The organism is Leifsonia sp. NPDC058230 (assembly GCF_042882245.1).
In the GTDB taxonomy this organism is placed as follows: domain Bacteria; phylum Actinomycetota; class Actinomycetes; order Actinomycetales; family Microbacteriaceae; genus Leifsonia.
This window is the reverse complement of the sequence record NZ_JBHVWM010000001.1, coordinates 731254-753839: the sequence shown is the minus strand read 5'-3', so window position 1 is coordinate 753839 and position 22586 is coordinate 731254. Positions and strand designations below refer to the sequence as shown.

The window sequence follows — 22586 nt, the reverse complement described above, 5'->3', positions numbered from 1 at the left end:
GCCGCATCCCTGCGCCCGGGAAACCCGGCTGGGCGGTCCGCGCCGGAAGCCGCGGACCGCCCTGCCTACTTCGTGCGGGTCAGGATCAACCCAGTCCGATGGAGGCCGCGGCCTCCTGCGTCTTCTTCAGGCTCGCCGGGTTCGCGTCGACCAGACCGGTGATCTGGTAGATGGCGGTGAGCGCCTTGACGCCCTCCGGGGTGCCCGCGTACTCCTTCATCGCATCCGCGATCTTGGTCTGCCACTTCTTGCTCAGCTTGCTGCTGATCGAGGCGCCGTCGTTCGGGATCTCGTCGGTCAGCGCGAAGACGACGACCTTCTCGCCGATGTCGGGGGTGTCGGCCTGCACGACGCTGCGCGCATCCCAGTAGCTGGTGCCGACTTCGGCGTCACCGTTGTAGACGGCGAGCACGCTCGCGTCGTTGGCCGTGACCTGGACCGTCTTGATGTCGGTGTCGGCGTCGATGCCCGCCTTCTTCAGGGCTGCGACCGGGAAGATGTAGCCGGCCGGGGATGCGGCCTGCAGCAGGGACACCGTCGCGCCCTTGATCTTCTTGATGCTGTCGAGCCCGGCCGGGCCGGTGCCCTTCTCGGTGCCGTTGCAGTAGAGCATGCCGTTGGCGCCCTTCACCGGTGTGTCGGTGCAGTACTTGTCGGGGTTGTTCGTGAAGAACTGGGCGGCGTACGAGCTCTTGCCTGCACGCTGCGTCTGGAGTGCCGGAACCGCGCCGTACTTGTCGCAGGCCTGGCTCATCTGCAGGCTCGGCAGCATGCCGATCTGGGCCTGGTTGCTGCCGATCGCCTCGACCGCCGCCTGGTAGTCCTGCGTGATGACGCCCTTGACCGGGATGCCGAGGCTCTTGGTCAGAGCCTCTTCGAGCGGCTTGACCGTCTCGACGAGCTTGTTCGCGTCACCCGACGGAACGAGGGCCAGGGTGAGCTGGGTCGGGTCTTTGGCCGAGTCGTCCGCGGTGCCGGTGCAGACGTCGGAGGCACCGGAGGCGCTCGTGGCGCCGGCTGCGGTCTGCTGCTGCACTCCGCAGCCGCTCAGCGCGAGCGCGGTGAGGAGTGCGAGGCCGGAGGCGCTCGCGACGGCGATCTTTCTGAGTTTCATGACAATCCCATTCTGTGCGGGTGGTGGTGTGCGTGCTGGGTGGTGGTGCGGGTCGGTGGACAAGTCGTTCAGGTCGTGACTGCGGAGACGTCGGTCGCGACGTCGGCCCGGTGGCTCTCGGCGAACGCCGCCGGTGACGCCGCCCACTCGCGGATCCCGTCGTACAGCCCGGGAAACTCAGGAGCGATCAGATGCGCCGGTCCGGCCCGGTGGCCGAACCGGTCGATCAGCGCGACCGCGCAACCGGCCGCGAGCGGCTGCTCGAGGTCGTTGCCCCAGATGTCCCCGACCGAGAGCAGTTCTGCGGGTTCGCGTCCGGCGAGCAGTTCGGGGAGCAGAGTGGACCAGCCGGCGGGTTTGCCCGCATCCGTCACGATGCGGTCGATGGCACCGGCGAGGCCGATCGCCGCCAGTGTCTCCCGCACCCCGTCGAGCGGCGCGTTGGTGACGAGCACACGCTCGACCCGCTCCCCCAGCGAGTCGAGAAACGCGGCGAGCCCGTCCGGCGCCGAGACGGCGATGGTTCCTCCGGCAAGCGCCCGCCGACTGGTCTGGTATGCGCGCTGCAGCACGTCCTCGCCTGCATGCCCGGCTGCGAGCGCCGCAACGGCCGCATAGCCGTCGATGTACGCAGGAGACCCGGGCTCCCCGTCGAGGAAGGCGCCGAGCCGTGCCCGGAGTTCCGCGTCGAGGTCGACGGATGCCGTCGAGGCGTCGTCGAGGATCCCGGCGATCACCGCCTCCGCGTATGCCCAGACGGGAGCATCCCCGACACAGACCGTCCCGTCGAAATCGAGGACGAGGAGGGGCTTCTTCGGGGCACGTGCTTCGTTCACGAGTGCAGCTTATGCGTTCATGAACGTTCTGTTCACAGAAATCTTGATCGTGAAACGAGTGTTCACAAGTCGTTAACCTGACGACGTCGAGGCCGCCCCGTGGGATAGTTGCCGCATGACCACCGCCTCCCCGGGCGACACGCTTCTCGCGATCGGTCTCATCGCGGTCCCGCTCGCCTTCACCGCTTTCTACGCGGCGCTCGCTGCGACGTTCCACTACCCGGCCGTGCTGCGCGAACCCGCCGGCGAGGTGCTCGCACGCTTCCGCGCCGGCGGTACCCGACTCGTGCTCCTCTGGTGGGCCTTCGCGATGACCGCGGTCGCGTTCATCCCCGTCGCCGTCGGCGCAGCCCACCTGGCCGGCCCGGACCTCGCCGCGCTCACCCTCGTGATCGGCGTGCTCGCGGGACTCGTGCAGGCGCTCGGTCTGCTCCGCTGGCCTTTTCTCGTGCCGCAGCTTGCGCGGGATCGCGAGCGCTCACCCGAGGCCGTCGACGCGATCTTCGACGCGACCAACCGCTACCTGGGCGTGGCGATCGGCGAGCACCTGGGCTACCTCCTCACCGGCGGCTGGACCATCCTGCTCTCGGCCGGGCTGCTCGCCACGGGCGCGCTACCTGGATGGTTCGCGATCGTGGGGATCGTCATCGGTGCCGCGCTGCTCATCGGCTGCTTCGAGTTCGTCGGGCCGGCGGAGCGCGACGGATGGGCCTTCGCCGGCGCCGTGGTCGCGGTCGCGTACACCGCGTGGTCCCTCTGGCTGATTCTCGGCGGAGTGCTGCTGCTCGTGCTCCCCCACTGAGAGTGCGAGGCGCCGACGGGCGGTCGCAACCCCCGTAGCAACACGAGCCTGCGTCGGCGCCTCGGGACAGGATGCTAACACAACCGGACGTTCAGTTTATTTTGCTCAGCGGACTCGCGGCAGATCGTCTCCCCGATAGTGACGGATGCGCAGCCAGTTGCGCCTCGCCAGCTGCACGCACAGCCAGACCGTGACCAGACCGCATCCGACGACGCCCCAGGCACGCGGATTCTCCCCCTGGGTAGGGATCGCCACCGCGACCGCGACGGTCGCCACGAATGCGAGCACAGCCAACGTCGAACCCCACCCGACGCCTCGTCGCGCCCGGGCAAAATCGGTACTGTCGCCCATGTCAGGACTGTACGCCTGATCTCCGCCGTCGGCCAGAGTCTGTTCGGGTCAGGACATGCGCAATTCCAGGGGGAAGCGCCACCCGTGGAACCAGCCGAGCGTGCGAACCCAGGATGCGTCGATGCGGCGGGTGCTCGGGGCCCCGTTCTGCGTCATCGAGTCGGTCAGTTCGCGGATGTCCCGCTGGAGCTCGGCGAGCGTGATGCGGGTCAGCTCCACGCCCGCGTCGCTCAGGCTGTCGGCCGCCGCGAGGTGGCTGCGGCACGGGAGGATGCCCTCGCGCGCCGGGATCCCCAGCTCGTCGCTGCACTCCGGGCATACGCTGTCCTGCCACTCGAGGAGGGTCTCGTCGAGCCAGACGCGGGTGTGGATCATGCCGTTCGCCTCGACGACCAGCGGTGCGAGCGCGAAGCCCGCGTGCGTGCTGACGATGCCGCCGGGCGCCGGGGTGTGCAGCTTGTCGCAGATGACGCATCCGCCGCGCGGCTGCAGGGTCCGGGTGAAACGGCGGCCCCGAACGCGTGCGAGCCCGTCTCGCATGGTGACCAGCAGGTCCTGGTAGAGGATGCTCACGTCGAACGGCTGGTGGCCCCCGCGCCTCCCGGCGCCCGCTTCCCAGAGCTCGATCTCGACGACGGCGTACGCCCAGGCGTGCCGGGAGCACATCCCCCAGTGCTCGCGCAGGCGGTTGCGGGTGCGCACATCCATGATGTCGCCGTGGATGAAGTTCCAGAGCAAGCGCACCTCGTCGACGCTCAGGTTGCGCTCCGCAGACGTGCCCAGCGGGCGATCGTAGCGCGGGTCCCCGGAGATGTCGTCCGGAGGCGAGACGTCGACCATTCTTCGGCCTCCTCGTGTGCGAGTCAGTGTACTCACGCCGGAGCCGGCTTGCGCCTCCTGGTGGCTGTCTTGAACCAGGTGGCATCGGTGATGCGCGCCAGCAGGGGGCCCGCGACGACCGTTATGAGCACGTATGCGGTGGCGAGCGGCGCCAGGCGCGGCTCGATTCCCGCGGTCACGGCCAGTCCGGCGATCACGATCGAGAACTCGCCCCGCGGGGTGAGTGCGAGGCCGGCGCGCCACCGGCCGGGGATGCCGATGCCGGCTCTGCGCGCGGCGAGGTACCCGGTGGCGACCTTCGTCGACAGGGTGACGACGGCGAGCACGACAGCGGGAAGCAGCATCTCCAGCAGCTCGCTCGCATCCGTCGCCAGGCCGAAGAAGACGAAGAAGACGGCCGCGAAGAGATCCCGCAGCGGGGTGAGCACCTGGCTCGCCTCCTGGGCGACCCGTCCCGAGAGGGCGATACCGACGAGGAAGGCGCCGACCGCCGACGACACGTTGACCTGGGCGGCGAGGCCTGCGACGAGCATCGTGAGTCCGAGAACGCCGAGCAGCAGGGGCTCCGGATGCTCGGGCGTGAAGATCCTCGACACGAACGCTCCGTGACGCAGGGCCACATAGAGGATGAGCGACACGGCGCCGACGGCGATGGCCACGGTGATCGCGCCCTGCAGCAGGCTCACACCGACGACCAGGGCGGCGAGCACCGGCAGATAGAACGCCATCGCGAGGTCCTCCATCACGAGGATGGCGAGCACGATCGGGGTCTCCCGGTTGCCGAGACGCCCGAGGTCCCGGAGCATCTTGGCGACGACACCGGAGGAGGAGACCCAGGTGATGCCGCCGAGGGCCACGGCGGCGACCGGTCCCCAGCCGAGAAGCAGGGCGAAGACCGCACCGGGCACTGCGTTGAAGAGCGCGTCGAGGAGCCCCGCGGTCGGGCGCTTGCGCATATTGGCGAGCAGCTCGCTGGCGGTGTACTCGAGTCCGAGCAGGGCGAGCAGCAGGATGACGCCGATCTGCGACCCGATCTCCAGGAAGCCCTGACTCGCGTCGAACGGCACCAGGCCGCCCTCGCCGAAGAACAGCCCGACGATCAGGTAGAACGGGATGGGCGAGATGCCGAAGCGGATCGCGACCCGTCCGAGCAGACTCATGCCGAGCAGCAACGCGCCGATCTCGATCAAGATCAGCGTGGTCTCGGACATGGTTCCCTCTGGCTCAGCCGGTGCCGGCGATGAGCCGGCCGAGCGTGTCGAGCCCATCCCGCGTTCCGACGGCGATGAGCACATCGCCCGGGCGAAGGATATCTGCGGGGGTCGGCGACGGAGCCACCTCGGTGCCGCGCACGATCGCCACGATCGAGACCCGGGTGCGGGTGCGCGCCTTGGTGTCGCCGAGGGGCCGGTTCAGGTACGGCGAGTCGACCGGCAGCTGCAGCTGCTCGGTGAACACACCCGCGGTGTCGTCGGTGAGACTCGCGAGCCGGCTCAGCGTGACGGAACTGCCCAGCAGGTCGGCCAGCGCTGCCGCCTCGTCGTCGTTCAGCGGAATGGACTCGCTGCTCGAGTCGGGGTCGTCCAGGCTGAAGAGTGCGAGATCGCGGTCGCCGTCGCGGTGGGAGACGACGGACAGGCGACGCCCGCCCTCCGTCAGCAGGTCATGGCGCACGCCGATGCCCGGGAGATCCACCTTCTCAATTCGAACAGCCACGCAAGAAACGTACCAGTCGGACCGCGCGAGCGCTCAGCCGCCCCACGCGGATGCCGGCGCCTTGACGAGCTGAACGGGTGCGGTGCTCCAGTGCGCGCCGTTGGCGTAGTGGCTCGTCGCCCATGGCGACGCCCAGATCGCCGCGGCGGTGACGTCGGCGGAGGCACCGGATGCGAGCGCTGCGACGATCCCCGGATACCCCCGATGCAGGTTCGCGGCAGCGTACTGCGCCGCATCCTGCAGGTTGTCGTAGCTGCCGAGGCCGGCGCCGCCACCGGATCCGTATCCGTTGTTCAAGGGGTTGTTGCGGTTCCACCAGTCGGGCGGCCCGTTCTCCTGGCGCATCCACCGCAGCAGAACGGTGATGTTCTCGTCGGTGGTCGGCCAGCCGCCGTCCATCAGGACGAGCTTCGCCCAGTCGGCGTTGGTGCCGTTGTTGGTCAGCGTCTGCACGCCGTCGGTCGCGGCCATGCTGTCCCGGACGATCGGTGGCGCCACCACGCCGGCGTCGACCACATAGATCTGCCCCGCCGGGCGCGGCTGCTGCTGCTGAGCGGTGGCGATCGCCTGCGCGGTGCTCGCCTGCGCCGGACCAGCCGGAGAAATGGACAACCCGGCCACGAGTGCGAGAGCCATCACACCCACCCCGACGCGGTCGGCGATCGAGCGCCGCACCACCAGCGGAAGAGGCGTCACCCGACGGCCCGCCGAGCGGCGGCCGTGCGTGGGAGTCGGGTATCCGGTCTGCATACCCGTTCGAGAGTAGCAAACCCCCTTGTGAGGCGCGAGGCCGGAGAATCACACGCTCAGGTTCGCTCCTTCGTGGGCATGACGACCTCCGTGACGATCAGGATGACGCCTGCGGAGATCGGGATCGCCACCAGAGCGCCCGGAAGCCCGAACAAGGTGCCGCCAGCGAGGGCCGAGATCAGCACGACCGACCCGGGGATCTTCACCGCCTTGCTCATGACCCTCGGCGTCAGGATGTACGCCTCCACCTGCATGTAGATGAGCATCAGGATGAGCACGATCAGCCCCGACACCGGCGAATGGATGAACGCCAGAATCGTCATCACGACCGTGGTGAGGATCGTTCCGATCAGCGGGATCAGCGTGATGAAGAACGCCAGGATGCCGATCACGAACGCTCCGGGGACCCCGGTCGCCAGCAACAGGATCGTGCTGTAGACGGCGTTGATGAACGCGAGGATCACCATCCCGCTCAGATACTTGCCGACGTTCTGCAGGATCCGCTCCGAGTAGTTGATGAAGCTCGCGCGGTGGGACGCCTTCACCAACCGGTAGGCCGCGGCCTTGGTCGCGTCGTACGAGCCCACGAAGTAGATGGTCAGCACGGCGATGAAGAATCCGGACGTGATGGCGTTGGCGACCGAGATGCCGAACCCGACGGCGCCGCTGCCGATCGCCGCGATGAACTCGGGTTTGGTCACCTCGGCGGCGATCCAGTTGACGACCGATCCGAGCACGCCGTTGCTCGCGTCGTCGGTCGTGTCGAACCAGCCCTGCTCCTTCAGATTCGCGACCTCCTGCGGGATCGCCCGCACGAGTGTCGAGATCTGGGACACGATCAGGGGGACGACGACCCAGATGATCGCGACGATCAGCGCAACGATCAGCAGAATGACGGTGACGATCGCCCAGGTGCGCGTCATCCCGTGCCGCTGGAACCAGCGCACGAGCGGATCGAGTCCGACCGTGATGAACGCGGCGAGGAACACCGAGAAGACGATGCTGCTCAGGTTGAAGACGGCGAGGCCGAGCGCGAGCGCTCCCAGCGCGCCGATCGTGACGAGGAACCCCCAGCGCAGTGGATGTTGGACCATGTTCTCCCCTTGGTCAGTCGTTGCCGAGAGCGTGGAGTGCGCGATCGGCCGAGCCGCCCAGGCCCCAGCGCTCGCTGAGGACGCCGACGGCGGCGCGCTGTTCGGGAGTGAGTGGCCGGATGCGCGCATCCACCTCGCCGAGGTCGAGATCGCGCACGACTTCGACCACCTTGGGGGCGACGGCGAGGTAGTCCGCCGCTCCGAGGATGCGGTTGCGCACGGTCGGCGACAGCGGCTCGTCCGGGTCGGCGGCGACCTCGATGATCCCGTCGAGGTCGCCGTACTCGTTGAGCAGATTGGCGGCCGTCTTCTCGCCGACACCCGCGACGCCGGGAAGCCCGTCGGACGCATCCCCGCGCATCACGGCGAAGTCGGCGTACTGGGCGGGGCTGATCCCGTACTTCGCGCGCAGCACGTCGTCGGTGACGATCTCGAGGTTGCTCATCCCCCGCGCGGTGTAGATCACCCGCACACCGGATGCGTCGTCGGCCAGCTGGAACAGGTCGCGATCGCCGGTGACGACGTCGACCGGCGTGCTCGCCGTGCTGGCCAGGGTTCCGATCACGTCGTCGGCCTCGTGGTCCGCGGCGCCGACGATGGGGATGCCGAACGCGCCGAGCACCTCACGGATGACCGGGATCTGCACGACCAGGTTCTCCGGCGTCTCCTCGATGTCCGTTCCTCCGGGAACCTCGCGCGCCACCCGGTGCGCCTTGTAGCTCGGGATGAGGGCCACGCGCCACTGCGGTCGCCAGGCGTCGTCCCAGCACGCGACGAGCTCGGTCGGTTCGAACTCGGCGACGAGGCGCGCGATGATGTCGAGCAGGCCGCGCACCGCGTTGACGGGGGTTCCATCGGGGCTGCGCACCGTATCCGGCACCCCGTAGAACGCGCGGAAGTACAGCGAAGCGGTATCGAGGAGCATCAGTCGCCCGGTCACATCCCCGATCATGGCACGAGAGCGTGCCGTGCGGTCGGTCACCCGACGCGGGTCAGCCACGCCCGGAAATCTTTTTCGACGAGAATGTCGAATGCCGCCGGTCTCCTTCGACGTCTCCATGAAGCGTTCACCAACCGAAAGGAAGAACGATGAAGTACATGATGTTCGTCGTCACGGATCACGAACCCGATACGACCCCCGACGACTCCGACGTCAACCTGTGGGTCGATGAGTTCGACTCCACCGGCAAGCGGGTCATCGGCGAGGTGCTCGAGCCGCCGGCCAAGTCCACGGTGGTCCGTGTGCGCAACGGGGAGCGCCACGTCACGGACGGGCCGTTCGCCGAGACCAAAGAGTGGATCTGCGGATTCGACATCCTCGAATGCGAGAGCCTCGACGAGGCCATCGAGATCGCCGCGAAGCACCCCATGGCCCGCAACGGCCAGCTGGAGATCCGGCCGTTCATGGTCTGGGAGTGAGCCGCAGGCGGCGGTCCGGTGCGTCCGGCCGCCGCCTGCTTGCCGACTTCTAACAGACCGGGCCGGCCGCCGGCAAGCAGATGTCGTCAGGTGACGTTCCGTTTCGCTTTCGGACGGGGCCCCCTCGCCCCGCACGTTGACTCCGCCATACGGTTCTGGGCACTCACCGATCCCAGAAACCAGGAGTCTCAGCATGCCCTTGCGCCCCCTTCGCACGGCAGCCGCCGCATCAGCCATCGCACTCTCCGCCGCGCTGGTTCTGACGTCTTGCGCCAGCGGCTCGGCCGACGCATCCGCCGGCGAGAAAGTGACCGGCGGCACCATCGTCTACGCCCACCAGCAGGAGCCGGCCTGCGTGTTCGGCGGCTGGATCGAGCAGGCGTACCTGTCGTACCAGGTGCTCGACAGCCTCGTGTCGCTGGATGAGAACCACAAGGTGGTCCCCTGGCTCGCGACGGCCTGGAAGCAGTCCGACGACGGCCTGACCTGGACGTTCACGCTCAAGAAGGGCGTGAAGTTCACCGACGGCACCCCCGTCGACGCCGCCGCGGTCGCGTACAACTTCGACTACTGGGTCACGGGCGGCAACAGCACCGCCAAGGTGTGGCTCGACGGATACTACAAGTCGGCCCAGGCCGTCGACGCCCAGACGCTCCAGGTGAACCTGTCCAAACCGTATCCGCGGTTCGCCGACAACCTCACCCAGGGATACTTCGGCATCCAGTCGCAGAAAGCGCTCGAGACGCGCACCAAGGAACAGAACTGCGAGGCGCCGATCGGATCGGGCGCGTTCATCGTCGACAAGTGGAACCGCGGCCAGGACATCATCCTGAAGCGCAACAAGGACTACACCTCGTGGCCGGCCAACGCGCTGCACACCGGTCCGGCGATCGTCGACGAGGTCGACTGGAAGTTCGTCGCCGACCCGACCACCCGCGTCGCCGCGCTGCAGAGCGGGCAGGTCAACGCGATCTACGATGTTCCCGCGGTCCAGTGGAACACGCTCAAGGACGGCGGCTACCAGCTCGAGAAGTACGTCACCCCCGGCCGGCCGCAGCAGATCTCGTTCAACTCGCAGGTCGGCCCGTTCACCGATGAGAAGGTGCGGCAGGCGTTCGCGTACAGCCTGAACCGCAAGCAGATCGTCGACACGATCGGCCGCGGGGTCATCCCGTTCGAGGGCAACGGCGGCGTCAGCCAGGCGACCCCGGGCTACAGCGAGAAGGCCGCCGCCTGGTACACCCAGGACACCGCCAAGGCGAACGAGCTGCTCGACGAGGCCGGCTGGACGCAGAAAAACAGCTCGGGCATCCGGGAGAAGGACGGCAAGGAGCTCACCGTGACGCTGCCGTACGGCGCCGGCTCGATCATCAACGCCGACGGCGCCGCCATCCTGCAGGGCGTCAAGGAGCAGGCATCGAAGGTCGGCTTCGACGTGAAACTGGTGCCGGTGCCGCAGGCGGAGTTCTTCTCGGGCAAGTACTCGACACCCGACGCGTACGACATCTCGGTCGGCTACTGGACAGCGGTGACCGCCGGAATCCTCTACATCAACTGGCGCCCGTCGACCCCCGACAATCCCAACTACTCCAACTCGACGTTCTCCTCCGACCAGACCCTCGCGGACTACATCCTCGAAGGCAACTCGGCCGCGGACCTCGACGCGCAGAACGCGGCATACGAGAAGGCCCAGGACTACATCGCCGAGCACGCCCTCTCGATCGGCGTCTACGACCGGCTGAGCACGCTGGCCGTGTCGCCCAAGCTCAAGGACGTCTGGCAGGAGCACGCGCAGGGAGGACCGACGTTCTATGACGCATACTTCGTCAAGTAGCGCGGCGGTCGCGGAGCGGGACACGACTCCCGCTCCGCGACGCCCCTCGGTGACCAGGCAGGTACTGCTCACGATCGGCCGCAAGGTCGTCGCGGCGGTCGTCGTGCTCTGGGGCGCCGCCACGGTCGCGTTCTTCGCGCAGACGGCATTGCCCGGGGATCGCGCGACCGTCATCCTCAACATCCGCGCTGGCCAGGCGCAGGTGCGCACCGCCGCCGAGCTTGCGCAGATCAACGCGCAATACGGTCTGCAGCGGCCGCTGATCGTGCAGTACCTCGACTACCTCGGCGGCCTGTTGCGCGGCGACTTCGGCACGTCGTACCAGCAGTTCCGGCCGGTCACCGCGATCATCGGCGAACAGCTGGGAGCCACGGTCGTCCTGTCGCTCACGGCGATCCTGTTCGCGTGGGTCCTCATGGTCGTCTGGGTCACGCTGACCGCCGGCAGGGGCCCGCGGATCGGGGGCGTCGGTTCGACCGTCGACGTGTTCGCCGCCGGACTCCCCGCCTACTGGCTCGGGATCATCCTGCTGCTGGTCTTCGCGCTCGGCCTGCGCTGGTTCCCCGTGCTGAGCGGAAGCGGCGTGAACGGGCTGATCCTCCCGGCCCTCACCCTCGCGATCCCCCTGGCCGGCTTCATGTCCCAGAGCACGCGAGCCGAGTTCGAACGCTCGCTCGACCAGCCGTTCGTGCTGTCGGCCCGGATGCGCGGCATGGGCGATTGGGGCATCCGCCTCCGCCACGTGCTGCGCCACGCGATCATCCCGGCGGTGACGCTCTCCGGATGGGCGCTCGGCGCGACCCTCTCCGGCGCCGTCATCGTGGAGTCGATCTTCAACCGGCCCGGCATCGGCTCCGTCCTCGTCGGAGCGGTCAACTCGCAGGACCTGCCCGTCGTCGTCGGCATCGTGACGCTCGTCGCGGTCGTCTACGTCGTCGCGAACCTGCTCGTCGACATCGTGTACACCCTCGTCGATCCTCGGATGGAGGTCTCATGACCGCTCTCTCCGCGCCCCCTCGCGCGCAACGCGTCGCCGCATCCCTCGGCCGTCGCCCGTGGGGCCTGTACATCGCCATCGCCTTCGGCGTTCTGCTCGCGGTCGCCGCGATCGCGCCGCAGGCGCTCACGGTTCACGCCCCGACCGACATCGACTACAGTGCCGCCCTGCAACCGCCGTCGTGGGAGCACTGGTTCGGTACCGACGAGTCGGGCCGCGACCTCTACACCCGCGTCGTCTGGGGCGCCCGCGAATCCCTGCTGATCGGGCTCGGCGCCGCGGCGGTCGGCGTGAGCACCGCACTCGTGCTCGGCTCGCTCGCCGCCCTCGCCATCAAGCCGGCGGCCGTCGTCGTCGACCGGTTCGTCGAGGTCATGTTCGCCTTTCCGGCGCTGCTGCTCGCGCTGCTCCTGATCGCGATCGCCGGGCCGTCGGCGACCACCGAGATCTTCGCGGTCGGTCTGGGAACGGCTCCCGGATACGCGCGCATGGTGCGTGGTCAGATCCTCGCAGCCAAGAACTCCGGCTACGTCGAGGCGGCGACCGCCCTCGGGCATTCGCGCGGGCGGATCGTTCGCGCGCACATCCTGCCGAACGCACTGCGGCCGCTCGTCGCGGTGTTCGCGCTGTCGATCGGCCAGTCGATCGTCTGGGCGTCGAGCCTGTCGTTCCTCGGACTCGGCGTCGCCCCGCCGTCGTCCGAGTGGGGTGCCCTGCTCGACGCGGGCCGCGCATACATCACCCAGGCCTGGTGGCTCGTGGTGATCCCCGGACTGGTCATCGTGGCGGTCGCGCTGGCCGCGACGACCATCGGCCGGCATTTGCAGACCTCGCTGGAGAAAGGCGAACGCTCATGAGCGTCGTACAAGGGACCACGGAGAAACTGGTCGACGAACTCGACTGGCCGGCCACCCGCCTCCGGGTCGAGAACCTGCGCACCGCGTTCGTCGTCGACGGCCGGCCGCGCGAGGTCGTCTCGGGCGTCTCGTTCGACCTGCTCCCCGGCGAGTGCGTCGCGATCGTCGGCGAATCGGGCTCGGGCAAGAGCGTCACCGCCCGGTCGCTCGTCGGCCTGGCCGGCACGAACGCGATCGTGCACGCGGATGCGCTCGAGATCCACCACGAGGACGTGCGCACGTTCACGCCGCGGCAGTGGCGACGCATCCGGGGCCGGGACATCGGGTTCGTGCTCCAGGATGCGCTAGTCTCGCTCGACCCGCTCCGCCCGGTCGGTGCCGAGATCGCCGAGGCCCTGCGCCTGCACAAGTGGGGCGACCGCGCTGCCCGCGCGCAGCGGGTGCTCCACCTGCTGACCCGCGTCGGCGTTCCGCTTCCCGAGCTGCGGGCGAAGCAGCGGCCCGACCAGCTCTCGGGAGGTCTGCGCCAGCGCGCCCTCATCGCATCGGCGATCGCGCTCGACCCCGACATCGTGATCGCCGACGAACCGACGACGGCGCTGGATGTGACAGTGCAGGCCCAGGTCCTCGCTCAGCTGGAGGAGATGAAACGGCGCGGGGCGTCGATCATCCTCATCAGCCACGACCTCTCGGTGGTCGCCCAGCTCGCCGACCAGATCCTCGTCATGCGCGGCGGTGTCGTGCTGGAGCAGGGAACCGCAGCCGAGGTGCTCGGTTCGCCGCGCCACGAATACACGAAAGCCCTGATCGCCGCCGTGCCGAGCGAGGCCACCCGGGGCAAGGCACTCAGCCCCGGCACGATCGAGGCGGCGACGGATGCGCAGCCGCCGGCCGAGGTCGCAGCACCGGTTCTCGAGGCGACCGGCCTCGTCAAACGGTTCCACACCCGTGACGGCTCGGTCACCCGCGCCGTCGACGGCGTCTCGTTCACCCTCTCCGCCGGTGAGACGCTCGGCATCGTGGGCGAGTCCGGCTCGGGGAAGAGCACGACCGCGCGGCTCGCCCTCGGACTGGAATCGCTCGACGGTGGCGAGGTGCGGCTGCTCGGCCAGGCCTGGTCTGTGCTGCCGGAACGCCGACGGCGCACGCTGCGGCCGCGGATCTCGGTCGTGTACCAGGATCCGCTGAGCTCGTTCGATCCGCGCTGGAATGTCGAGCGCATCCTCGTGGACGCCCTCCGCGGCGAGCGCTTCACGAGCGCGGCCGCCCGCCGGGAGCGCGTGCTCGAGCTCCTCGACCTCGTCGGCCTCACACCTGAGGTGCTGAACCGGTTCCCGCTGCGCCTCTCCGGCGGCCAGCGCCAGCGCGTCGCCATCGCGCGCGCGCTCGCGCCGCGACCGTCGGTGATCGTGCTCGACGAGGCGGTCTCCGCGCTGGACGTCACCATCCAGGCGCAGATCCTCGACCTCCTCGTCGCCCTGCAGCGGGAGACCGGCGTGAGCTACCTGTTCATCTCGCACGACCTGGGCGTCATCAGCCATCTGAGCGACCGTGTCCTCGTCATGAAAGACGGAGTCGTCGTCGAGGAGGGGCGGCCCGATGACATCTTCCGTCACCCGGCGCATCCGTACACGCGCGACTTGATAGCGTCGATTCCGGAGTTCGATCCGGCCTCGTTCGTCGGCTCCCCCATCGAAAAGGACTGACCTCACCATGGCAGAACGCAAACAACTCTTCCTCAACCTCTTCGAAATGGCCACCGTGAGCCACATCACGCACGGTCTCTGGCCGCTGCCGGGCAACAACCGCGAGCGGTTCGCCGACATCGACTACTGGACCGAGCTGGCCCAGATCCTCGAGCACGGCGGGTTCGACGGCATCTTCCTCGCCGACGTGATCGGCGCATACGACGTGTTCCGCGGCGGCCCCGAGACGGCGCTGCGCGAGGGACTGCAGAGCCCGAACATCGACCCGCTGCTCGTCATCCCGGCCATGGCCGCCGTGACCGAACGCCTCGGCTTCGGCGTCACCTTCTCGACCACCTACGAGCCGCCGTTCGCGTTCGCCCGTCGCATGTCGACGCTCGACCACCTCACCAAGGGCCGCATCGGCTGGAACGTCGTGACCTCCTACCTCCCCAACGCGGCCCACAACTTCGGGCTCGACGGCGAAGTGCCGCACGACCTGCGCTACCAGTACGCAGACGAGTACCTCGACGTGCTCTACAAGCTCTGGGAGGGCTCGTGGGACGATGACGCGGTGGTCGCCGACCGCGCGAACAAGGTCTTCACCGACCCGTCCAAAGTGCGTTACATCAACCACGTCGGCGAGCGCCACCGGGTGGCCGGGCCGCACATCGTGCATCCCTCACGCCAGCGCACACCTGTCATCTTCCAGGCGACAGGTTCGCCCGCGGGCATCGAGTTCGCCGGCCGGCACGCAGAAGTCGTCTTCACCGGCGGCCGCACGACCGAAGAGTTCCAGCGCAACGCCGACGGTATGCGCGACGCCGCCGAGCGTCACGGCCGCCAGCGCGACGACGTCAAGTTCATCGCGATGGCCGGCATCATCGTCGGCCGCACGGAGGAGGAGGCTGCGGACAAGTGGCGTGTGTACCGCGAGAACTCGAGTCTCGACGGCATCCTCGCCCACAGCAGCCTGCCCGTCGACCTGACCGCTTTCCCGCGCGACATCACGGTGGCCGAGGCACTGCGCCGCGCCGACGTCTCCCCGTCGAAGGTGCCGTTCCTGCCACTGGAGCGCACGGTCGGCCAGGCACTCGACTTCGTCGGCGGATCGCGCAACGACCGCTTCCTCGTGGTCGGAACCGCCAAGACCGTCGCGGACGAGATCGAGAAGTGGCTCGACGAGGACGGACTCGACGGCATCAACCTGCGCCAGTACCACTCGTTCGACACCGCCAGGGACTTCGCCGAGCTCGTCGTCCCCGAGCTGCGCAAGCGCGGCCGGCTTCCCGACGAGAGCGAGCGATCGGACACTCTCCGCGAGCGGCTCTTCGGTGCGGGCAACAGCCGTCTGCCCGATCGGCACATCGGCGCGCGCTACCGCGGCGGAGCGAACCTCGACAACCCGGTCGAGCCGCTCCGATTCGACACGGCGAACGCGGCCTCCTTCTGATGACCGACCAGAGCCCCGTCACGGTCGTCGGCGTCAGCGGGAGCCCGACGCATCCGTCGCGCACCACCGCCCTGGTGGCCGAGGTGACGGAGGCGTTCGCGACCGAACTCGGCGGCACGGCGACCGTGATCGAGCTCGCGCCGCTGCTCGGCGGGCTTGGCGCGGGCCCCTTCCGCAGCCAGCTCGGCCCCGCAGTCATCGACGCACTCGAGAAGGTGGAGGCGGCGGATGTGGTCGTCGTCGGGTCGCCCGCGTACCGCGCGACCTACACCGGCCTTTTCAAGCTTTTCTTCGACCACATCGGCCAGTACGCGCTCGTCGGCAAGCCCATCGTGCTCACGGCGACCGGTGGCAGCGACCGTCACGCCCTGCTCGTGGAGCACCAGATGCGCCCGCTGTTCGGGTTCTTCCAGTCGCTGACGCTTCCGCTCGGTATCTTCGCCGGCGAGGGCGACTTCGAGGACTACCGGATCGTGTCGGAAGAGCTGGAGGGGCGCATCCAGTCGTCGCTCAAGCGCTCGCTTCCGCTCATCCGGTCGCACCTGAACCCCGGCGAGGTCGCGCTGGATGCGGGCTTCGCCCGTCCGCACGACTTCTGACGCCGCCGCCGGGCGACCGACTACCCTGGACGCCCGGCCTCAGGCGGTGATCGTCTTCGACGACGCCAGGACCTTTCCGTCGGAGTCGAGTGCTTGCACGGAGACGTTGACCGCCTTACCCGTCAGGAAGGAGGTCTCGAAGCCGGAGCGCTCGACCTCGCCGACCCGAGCGGGTTCGCCGGTCGCGGATGCGAGGAAGCGCCAGGATTTGACCTGCGTCGCGCCGTTCCAGCTGGCGAAGATGCGCATCCCGTCGCCTTCGGCGCGCACGGCGACATCCGGAGTGGTCGTCGGACGGGCGGACCATTCGTGCCGGTATGCCCGGTAGGAGATGCCGCCGAGGGACGCTTCGTAGACCGCCTTGCCGGTGGAGGTGAACTCGGTGACCGCGGGGTCGGTGCCCCATCCGACGAGCACGTTGCCGTCGCCGAGCACCTGCACGCTGCCCATCGCGGTGCCCAGATGCTTGTCGTGGGTGTACGCCTGCAGCAGGGTCGCCGTGGTCTCGTCGGCGTTCAGCTCGAACTTCATGCCACGGGACTCCCCGTCGGTGCCCGAGTACAGGTGGTTGTCGAACAGCGTGATGGTGCCGTCGGAGTGCCGGCGCACGTCGTGCTGCCAGGCGAACACGGCGTCGTCCGCCACCTCGATGTCGCTCTTCTTGCCGCCGAACCGCCAGCGAACATCACCGCTCGTGCGGTCGATCGCGTAGACGGTGTGGGTGTGGCGCGCGGAGACCAGAAGGGTGTCCCCATCCTCCTCGACCGCGTTGAAATGGTATGCGTCGAAGGCCTTACCGGCGGTGGTGCCGTCGTGGCCCGCATCCTGGTCCAGGCCCAGATACGTCTCGGCGATCGGGATGTGGTCGAGCGCGCTCCAGTCGAGCAGCACATCGCCGGTGGCCACGTCGATCTCCTGAACGTGACAGTTGTAGATGTAGCCCTTCTTCGCGCCGCCGATCGAGCTGAGGTCGGCCGGCCTGGCGGCGTAGATCGTGACGAGCGCTGTGCCGCGACTGGTGAGGTGGAACTCGTGGAGGTCGGCGTCCAGACCGTTTCCGGCCGACACGGTGGCGATCTTCGTGTAAGAGGTGTCGAGGATGGTGCCGGTGCCCGCGCCGTGACCGCCGGTGCTGGTGCCCGTCCAGTACGTGAGCACGGGTTCGCCCCGGTAGGTCTGCACCTTGAGGTCGGTGAGATTCGCCTTGGTCGGCTCGATCCACACGGGCTCACCCGACTCGCGCATGATCAGACCGTTGAAGCCCTTCACCTGCTGGGTGACGAAGAGCAGGCCGGCGGCCGTGGTGCCCGTCTTCCAGCTCGTCACCTCGGGCACGGTCAGGTCGGTGCTCACGAACGTGCGCAGCACGGGTTGGGCCGCCGACGAGGGCGTGGCCGTGGCTTGGCGTGTGGCAGCAGACGACTCGGGGCTGTCGCGCGTGGCGAAGATCACGCCGGCGATGATGCCGGCGCCGACCATCCCGCTCCCAGCGATGAGGGCGCGACGACTGAGTCGGGCGTTGCTGTCGGTTTTCTCAGTGTCCATCGCTTCTACTATCGGCGCGGATCTGCGTGTGAGCTAGGCCCAAGCTGTGCACCCGCTCAGAGGAATCCCGCTGGGTCGGTCGGAGATCTTGTCGCGCGCTGCGGCGTGTTGTCCGTCGCGACGGAGATCGCGGGCGGAGAGACGCGATTCTTCCTGCGTTAGTGGGGCGGGCGGGAGCCCAACGACCGAATCGCCAGGCGCTGCGATGTCGGCAGGTCAGCAGACCTGAGAATCGCGAATGCGCCGCACACCGATCCCCCTCCGTCGGAGATCTCGGTCGCTCACCGGGTTTGCTCCGTCCGGACGGAGGACATCGTCGGCAAACTCGCGCTTTCTCCGTCCGAAGGCGGGGCCGGTCGCGCCCTGGCCGGTCGGGCCGCGCCGCAAGGCGCGCGCAGGTCGGTCGGAGATCTCGTCGCGCGCTGCGGCGTGTTGTCCGTCGCGACGGAGATTGCGGGCGGAGAGACGCGATTCTTCCTGCGCAGCGGCGCGCGCCGGCGGCGCAGCGGCGCGCGCAGAAGGCGCAGCGTCTCCCCGAACCGCGGCGTCCCTACTGGACCGACCAGCCGCCATCCGACGGCAGGATGGCGCCGTTGATGTTGACGCCGTCGTCGCTCAGCAGGAACGTGATCGAAGCGGCGAGCTGCTCGGCGGTCGCGAGCGTCGGGATCGCGGCCTGGAACGGGCCCAGCCTGGCACTGCCGACCTCCGACACATGGGCCGGCATGGGGATGCCGGTCGCCACCCCGCCGGGCGCGACGGCGTTGACCCGGATGCCCTGCGGTCCGTACATGAATGCGGCGCTGCGAGTCAGGCCGATGACCCCGTGCTTCGAGACCGTGTACGCGTTACCGGAGGCGTCGCCGCGAAGTCCGGCCTCCGAGGCGATGTTCACGATCGATCCGGTGCCGGCGTCGAGCATCGCGGGCAGCACGGCGCGGGTGAGCTTGAATCCGCCGGTGAGGTTGATCGCGATGACGCGGTCCCAGATCGCGTCCGACGTCTCGTGCGCGGGCGAGAAGTCGTCGTTCACGCCTGCGACGTTCGCCAAGCCGTCGATCCGGTCCCCCGCCGCGGCGACGATCCGGTCGATGTCCTCCTGCTTCGTGATGTCCCCGACCACGGGCACGACCGACCCGCCGGCGACGGATGCGGCGAGGTCGTTCAGCTTGTCGCCGGCGATGTCGACGGCCACGACCCGGCCGCCCTCGCGCGCGATGCGGGATGCGGTCGCACGGCCGATCCCGGATGCGGCGCCCGTGACGATCACGGTGCGCCCGTCGAACCGCCCGGGCGTGATGCGCTCGCGCCACCCGGTGGCCTCGGCATCCTCGGTCGGGGCCACGCCGCCGTTGGCGCGCAGCACGAGATCATCGATCACCGACTGCGGCATGGCGCCCTGGCTCATCGCGACCAGCTGCTGGAGCGGCAGGCCGGCGACGGGGGCGAGCACCGTCTCGTCGACGCCGGCTCCCCCGAGCAGTTCGCGGATCAGCGGGCCGCCCTCCGGATGCTGCAGCCAGGTGCCGATCGTGCTGTTGGCGGTGAGAGGCTTCGGGTCTGTCATTGTGGTTTCCTTTCGCGAGCTGCTGCTTGTCGAGTGCGGCTCCGTGTGACGAGCGCACTACCGGACAACACTGTCCGGTAGTACGCTACACCGGTGCCGACGAACTCCGAAGCGAAAGCGAATCTCGGGCCGAGCGCCGGCCCGGCGAACCGTCGCGCACTCATCGCCGCAGCTCGCGAGGTCTTCGCGGAGAGCGGGTTCCAGGCACCCCTCAGCGCCGTCGCCCGGCGGGCAGGAGTCGGCCAGGGCAGCCTCTACCGCCACTTCCCCGACCGCATCGCTCTTGCCGTGGCGGTGTTCGACGACAACATCACCGAACTGGAGGCCCTCGTCGAGAGTGACGGGTCGACCCTGAGCGACCTCTTCGACCTCATCACGGCGCAGGCGATCGGATCGACGGCGCTGGTCGACATGCTCATCTCCGACCGTCACGACGCCCGCACGGTCCACCTGGGCACCCGGGTGGTCGCCGTGATCGACACGATCCTCGCGCGTGACAAGTCAGCCGGCAGGATCGGCGCGGGCGTCGAGGCGGCCGACGTCATGCTCGCCATCTCGATGCTCGCCCTGATGCTCTCGAAGTCCGATCCCGAAGAACGGCCGTCCACCGCCGCCCGCGGCCGCGCGATCTTCCGCGCCGCCTTCTCGTACCAGCGGTAGCCGCATCCGGAGGCCCGTCCGGGATACCCTGACCACGCTCTCGCGCGTACCATCCGACTCGGCGGCTCTCCCGTCGCCAGGACGAGTCGGAAAGGGTCTCCGGATGTCCCCCAACGGTACTCAGCGTGTCCTCATCCTCGGCGGTGGCTATGCCGGCCTCTACACGGCCCTCGGGTTGCAACGACATCGCGGTGAGACGCCGGTCCAGATCACCGTGGTCGATCAGAGTCCGTACATGACCTACCAGCCCCTCCTGCCCGAGGTAGCGGGGGGACACGTCGCGCCCCGGGATGTCACGGTTCCGCTGCACCGCACGCTGAAGAAGTCCCGGGTCATCCGCGGCACCCTCGACTCCGTCAGCCTGGCCGGCCGATCGGCCGTGGTGCGCTCGCTCGACGGCAGCATCCTGGAGCTGGATTTCGACCACGTCGTCTTCGCGCTCGGAGCGGTCACCCGCACCTTCCCCACCCCGGGACTGAAGGACATGGGTGTGGGGTTCAAGACCATGGAGGAGGCAGTCTTCGCCCGCGAGAATGTTCTCGAGTGCGTGGCGAAGGCGGCTGCGACCATGGACCCGGCGCTGCGGAAGAAGCTGCTCACCTTCGTCTTCGTCGGCGCTGGATACACCGGTGTCGAGGCCATCAGCGAGCTTCGTGACGCCTGCATGAAGGCGGCCGACAGCTTCCCGTCGCTGAACCGCTCGGATGTGCACTGGATACTCGTCGAGGCGCTCGACCGGGTGGCGCCCGAGGTGGGACCGGACCTCTCGATGTGGACGCTCGGCGAACTCGGCCGGCACGACATCGATGTGCGGCTCGAGACGACCGTCACGTCGTGCGTCGACGGGCACATCCAGTTGTCGAGCGGCGACGCCTTCGACGCTGCGACACTGATCTGGACCGCTGGAGTGCGCCCCAGCCCGACTCTCGAGAACACGGATGCGCCCCTCGGCCCCCGTGGGCATGTCATCGCCGACACGCGGCTGCGGGTGACCCGCGACGACGGCGGCGTTATCGCCGGAGCCTGGGCAGTCGGCGACAACGCGCAAGTCCCCGACCTGACGGCCTCCAAGCAACCGGCGTACTACACGCCGAACGCTCAGAACGCGCTCCGCCAGGCGGCCGTCGCGGCCCGCAACATCCTGCACGACATCCGTGGCGAGGGTCTCGAGGAGTACCGCCACGCATCTCTCGGCACGATCGCGAGCTACGGCGTCGGAGACGGAGCCGCACTGATCCTGGGGGTGAAGCTGAAGCGGCTGCCCGCCTGGCTGGTCCATCGCACGTACCACGGGCTCGTCGTGCCGACCGTGAACCGGAAGTTCCGCGTCTTCGCCGGGTGGATCATCGACGCTCTGTCGCTCCGGGAAGTGACCTCGCTCGCCGCGCTCAGACACCCGCGCCGGGCGTTCACCTCCGCGTTCCCTGCCGAGAAGTCGAAGAAGTAACGCTCGCTCACGGCTGGCAGGATTGGTGTGAGCGCGCCACTGCCGAACGCGACGACCGCGCGCCGCCCGAACGAGGAGTCAGCCATGACCGAACCCGTCGACCCGTCCACTCTCGCCCGCTTGGCCGAGCATGAGGAGCGCTTGAGGTTCCCCGATTTCACACATGCCGACGCCTGGAAGGTCGGCACGCGGATCGTCGAACTGGCCACCGAACGCAACGCCCCGATCGCGGCGAGCATCTACCTGGGCGACCAGCGCGTCTTCCACGTCGGCATGGCCGGCTCGACGGCGGACAACGACGACTGGCTGGAGCGCAAGGTCGGGGTCGTACGCCGCTTCAACGCCAGTTCACTGCTCGTCCGCGACCGGTTCCGCGCCCAGGGGATCCAGGCCGTCGAACCGCGCCTGGGTCTCGACCACCGACTGCACACGTTCAGCGGCGGCGCCTTCCCACTGCGCGTCCGCAGTGCCCTCGTCGGGGTCATCGGCGTGTCAGGGCTCACCGACGAGGCCGACCACGACCTCGTGGTCGAGGTTCTCAGCGAGCACCTGTCGGGTGTCGCGAACTGAGCCCAGGCCGTCAGTCGGCGGGATTCACCAGGCAGAACGGGTGGCCGGCAGGGTCGCGGTAGACCCGGAACGTTGCCGTTCCCGCCCCTGTCGCAGTGGCACCCAGCTCGAGCACCGCGGCCTCGCCGACGTCGAGGTCGTCGACCTTGACGTCGAGGTGCATCTGCTGGGGCACCTCCTGACTCGGCCATTGGGGAGGGTTGTACGCCTCGACCTGCTGGAACGCGATGATGGGCCGGCCACCGTCGGCAGCGACGATCTCCGCCCAGTCGTCGTCGTACATGACGATCTCCAGTCCGAGGAGCTTGGAGTAGAAGCGGGCGAGCTCACGAGTGTCGGGGCAGTCGATGACGAGCGATTCAAGGGATCCGATCATGGGCTCACGATATGCCCGCGCACCGACACCACCAGGGCCATGGCCTTCCCGGCGAGCCTGCCGTACCATTTTTC

At 68.7% G+C, this 22586-nt stretch carries 23 protein-coding genes; 11 read left to right on the top strand and 12 right to left on the bottom strand.

Annotated features, from left to right (window positions below; genetic code table 11):
• Positions 1 to 85: 85 nt before the first annotated feature.
• Together phnD and ACFVV0_RS03800 are read right to left on the bottom strand one after the other, a co-directional pair.
• The gene (phnD, locus tag ACFVV0_RS03805) at positions 86 to 1114 is read right to left on the bottom strand and encodes a phosphate/phosphite/phosphonate ABC transporter substrate-binding protein (RefSeq protein ID WP_387058429.1); all 1029 of its coding nucleotides are present in this window, start codon (positions 1112 to 1114) and stop codon (positions 86 to 88) included.
• Positions 1115 to 1182: 68 nt separating this feature from the next.
• Positions 1183 to 1950 carry an HAD family hydrolase gene (locus tag ACFVV0_RS03800; protein WP_387058427.1) on the bottom strand — a complete coding sequence of 256 codons (768 nt, stop codon included), beginning with the start codon at positions 1948 to 1950 and terminating at the stop codon, positions 1183 to 1185.
• Positions 1951 to 2065: 115 nt separating this feature from the next.
• On the opposite strand from ACFVV0_RS03800, the gene ACFVV0_RS03795 reads away from it, so the two are divergent.
• On the top strand, positions 2066 to 2752 hold the full coding sequence (locus ACFVV0_RS03795; RefSeq protein WP_387058425.1) for a DUF4386 domain-containing protein: 687 nt from the start codon (positions 2066 to 2068) through the stop codon (positions 2750 to 2752).
• Between the two features lie 105 nt (positions 2753 to 2857).
• Here ACFVV0_RS03795 and ACFVV0_RS03790 read toward each other — a convergent pair whose 3' ends face one another.
• From ACFVV0_RS03790 to ACFVV0_RS03760, 7 genes are read right to left on the bottom strand one after another with little or no spacing between them, the layout of a single operon-like run.
• Positions 2858 to 3103 (bottom strand): hypothetical protein, encoded by a 246-nt coding sequence (locus ACFVV0_RS03790; protein WP_387058422.1) that lies wholly within the window; start codon positions 3101 to 3103, stop codon positions 2858 to 2860.
• A gap of 48 nt (positions 3104 to 3151) precedes the next feature.
• On the bottom strand, positions 3152 to 3943 hold the full coding sequence (locus ACFVV0_RS03785) for a hypothetical protein (RefSeq protein WP_387058420.1): 792 nt from the start codon (positions 3941 to 3943) through the stop codon (positions 3152 to 3154).
• A gap of 32 nt (positions 3944 to 3975) precedes the next feature.
• The gene (locus ACFVV0_RS03780; RefSeq protein WP_387058418.1) at positions 3976 to 5154 is read right to left on the bottom strand and encodes a cation:proton antiporter; all 1179 of its coding nucleotides are present in this window, start codon (positions 5152 to 5154) and stop codon (positions 3976 to 3978) included.
• A gap of 13 nt (positions 5155 to 5167) precedes the next feature.
• Positions 5168 to 5659 carry a cation:proton antiporter regulatory subunit gene (locus ACFVV0_RS03775; RefSeq protein ID WP_387058416.1) on the bottom strand — a complete coding sequence of 164 codons (492 nt, stop codon included), beginning with the start codon at positions 5657 to 5659 and terminating at the stop codon, positions 5168 to 5170.
• A gap of 33 nt (positions 5660 to 5692) precedes the next feature.
• Positions 5693 to 6409, bottom strand: a complete 717-nt coding sequence (locus ACFVV0_RS03770; RefSeq protein ID WP_387058414.1) for a hypothetical protein — start codon at positions 6407 to 6409, stop codon at positions 5693 to 5695.
• Between the two features lie 56 nt (positions 6410 to 6465).
• Positions 6466 to 7503, bottom strand: a complete 1038-nt coding sequence (locus ACFVV0_RS03765; RefSeq protein WP_387058412.1) for an AI-2E family transporter — start codon at positions 7501 to 7503, stop codon at positions 6466 to 6468.
• Positions 7504 to 7516: 13 nt separating this feature from the next.
• Complete coding sequence (locus tag ACFVV0_RS03760; protein ID WP_387059472.1) at positions 7517 to 8428, bottom strand: 5'-3' exonuclease H3TH domain-containing protein; 912 nt, start codon at positions 8426 to 8428, stop codon at positions 7517 to 7519.
• A gap of 164 nt (positions 8429 to 8592) precedes the next feature.
• Between ACFVV0_RS03760 and ACFVV0_RS03755 the strand changes: the two genes are divergently transcribed.
• The 7 genes from ACFVV0_RS03755 (at position 8593) to msuE (ending at position 16347) form a co-directional block, all read left to right on the top strand.
• The gene (locus tag ACFVV0_RS03755) at positions 8593 to 8922 is read left to right on the top strand and encodes a YciI family protein (protein WP_387058409.1); all 330 of its coding nucleotides are present in this window, start codon (positions 8593 to 8595) and stop codon (positions 8920 to 8922) included.
• 193 nt (positions 8923 to 9115) lie between these two features.
• A complete protein-coding gene (locus tag ACFVV0_RS03750) occupies positions 9116 to 10756 on the top strand; it encodes an ABC transporter substrate-binding protein (protein WP_387058406.1) in 1641 nt (546 codons plus the stop codon).
• Positions 10734 to 11753, top strand: coding sequence for an ABC transporter permease (locus ACFVV0_RS03745; RefSeq protein ID WP_387058402.1), 1020 nt, complete (start codon positions 10734 to 10736; stop codon positions 11751 to 11753). The genes ACFVV0_RS03750 and ACFVV0_RS03745 overlap by 23 nt, the downstream gene beginning before the upstream one ends.
• Positions 11750 to 12610: an ABC transporter permease gene (locus ACFVV0_RS03740; protein WP_387058399.1), complete on the top strand. Its 861-nt coding sequence runs from the start codon at positions 11750 to 11752 to the stop codon at positions 12608 to 12610. Before ACFVV0_RS03745 ends, ACFVV0_RS03740 begins: the two co-directional genes overlap by 4 nt.
• The gene (locus ACFVV0_RS03735) at positions 12607 to 14316 is read left to right on the top strand and encodes a dipeptide ABC transporter ATP-binding protein (RefSeq protein WP_387058396.1); all 1710 of its coding nucleotides are present in this window, start codon (positions 12607 to 12609) and stop codon (positions 14314 to 14316) included. Before ACFVV0_RS03740 ends, ACFVV0_RS03735 begins: the two co-directional genes overlap by 4 nt.
• A 7-nt stretch (positions 14317 to 14323) precedes the next feature.
• The gene (locus ACFVV0_RS03730; RefSeq protein WP_387058393.1) at positions 14324 to 15748 is read left to right on the top strand and encodes an NtaA/DmoA family FMN-dependent monooxygenase; all 1425 of its coding nucleotides are present in this window, start codon (positions 14324 to 14326) and stop codon (positions 15746 to 15748) included.
• Positions 15748 to 16347: an FMN reductase gene (msuE, locus tag ACFVV0_RS03725; RefSeq protein WP_387058390.1), complete on the top strand. Its 600-nt coding sequence runs from the start codon at positions 15748 to 15750 to the stop codon at positions 16345 to 16347. Before ACFVV0_RS03730 ends, msuE begins: the two co-directional genes overlap by 1 nt.
• A gap of 39 nt (positions 16348 to 16386) precedes the next feature.
• Here the strand turns inward: msuE and ACFVV0_RS03720 are convergent, their stop codons facing one another.
• Together ACFVV0_RS03720 and ACFVV0_RS03715 are read right to left on the bottom strand one after the other, a co-directional pair.
• A complete protein-coding gene (locus ACFVV0_RS03720) occupies positions 16387 to 17892 on the bottom strand; it encodes an arylsulfotransferase family protein (RefSeq protein ID WP_387058388.1) in 1506 nt (501 codons plus the stop codon).
• A 550-nt stretch (positions 17893 to 18442) separates the two neighbouring features.
• On the bottom strand, positions 18443 to 19459 hold the full coding sequence (locus ACFVV0_RS03715) for an SDR family NAD(P)-dependent oxidoreductase (RefSeq protein WP_387058385.1): 1017 nt from the start codon (positions 19457 to 19459) through the stop codon (positions 18443 to 18445).
• 93 nt (positions 19460 to 19552) lie between these two features.
• Here ACFVV0_RS03715 and ACFVV0_RS03710 point away from each other — a divergent pair, with 93 nt between their 5' ends.
• From ACFVV0_RS03710 to ACFVV0_RS03700, 3 genes are all read left to right on the top strand, one after another.
• Entirely contained in the window at positions 19553 to 20119 is a 567-nt protein-coding gene (locus ACFVV0_RS03710; RefSeq protein WP_387058382.1) for a TetR/AcrR family transcriptional regulator, read from the top strand.
• A gap of 103 nt (positions 20120 to 20222) precedes the next feature.
• A complete protein-coding gene (locus ACFVV0_RS03705) occupies positions 20223 to 21566 on the top strand; it encodes an NAD(P)/FAD-dependent oxidoreductase (protein ID WP_387058379.1) in 1344 nt (447 codons plus the stop codon).
• A gap of 84 nt (positions 21567 to 21650) precedes the next feature.
• On the top strand, positions 21651 to 22136 hold the full coding sequence (locus tag ACFVV0_RS03700) for a heme-degrading domain-containing protein (protein ID WP_387058377.1): 486 nt from the start codon (positions 21651 to 21653) through the stop codon (positions 22134 to 22136).
• Positions 22137 to 22146: 10 nt separating this feature from the next.
• On the opposite strand, the gene ACFVV0_RS03695 is transcribed toward ACFVV0_RS03700, so the two are convergent.
• Positions 22147 to 22512 carry a VOC family protein gene (locus ACFVV0_RS03695; protein WP_387058374.1) on the bottom strand — a complete coding sequence of 122 codons (366 nt, stop codon included), beginning with the start codon at positions 22510 to 22512 and terminating at the stop codon, positions 22147 to 22149.
• Positions 22513 to 22586 lie beyond the last annotated feature (74 nt).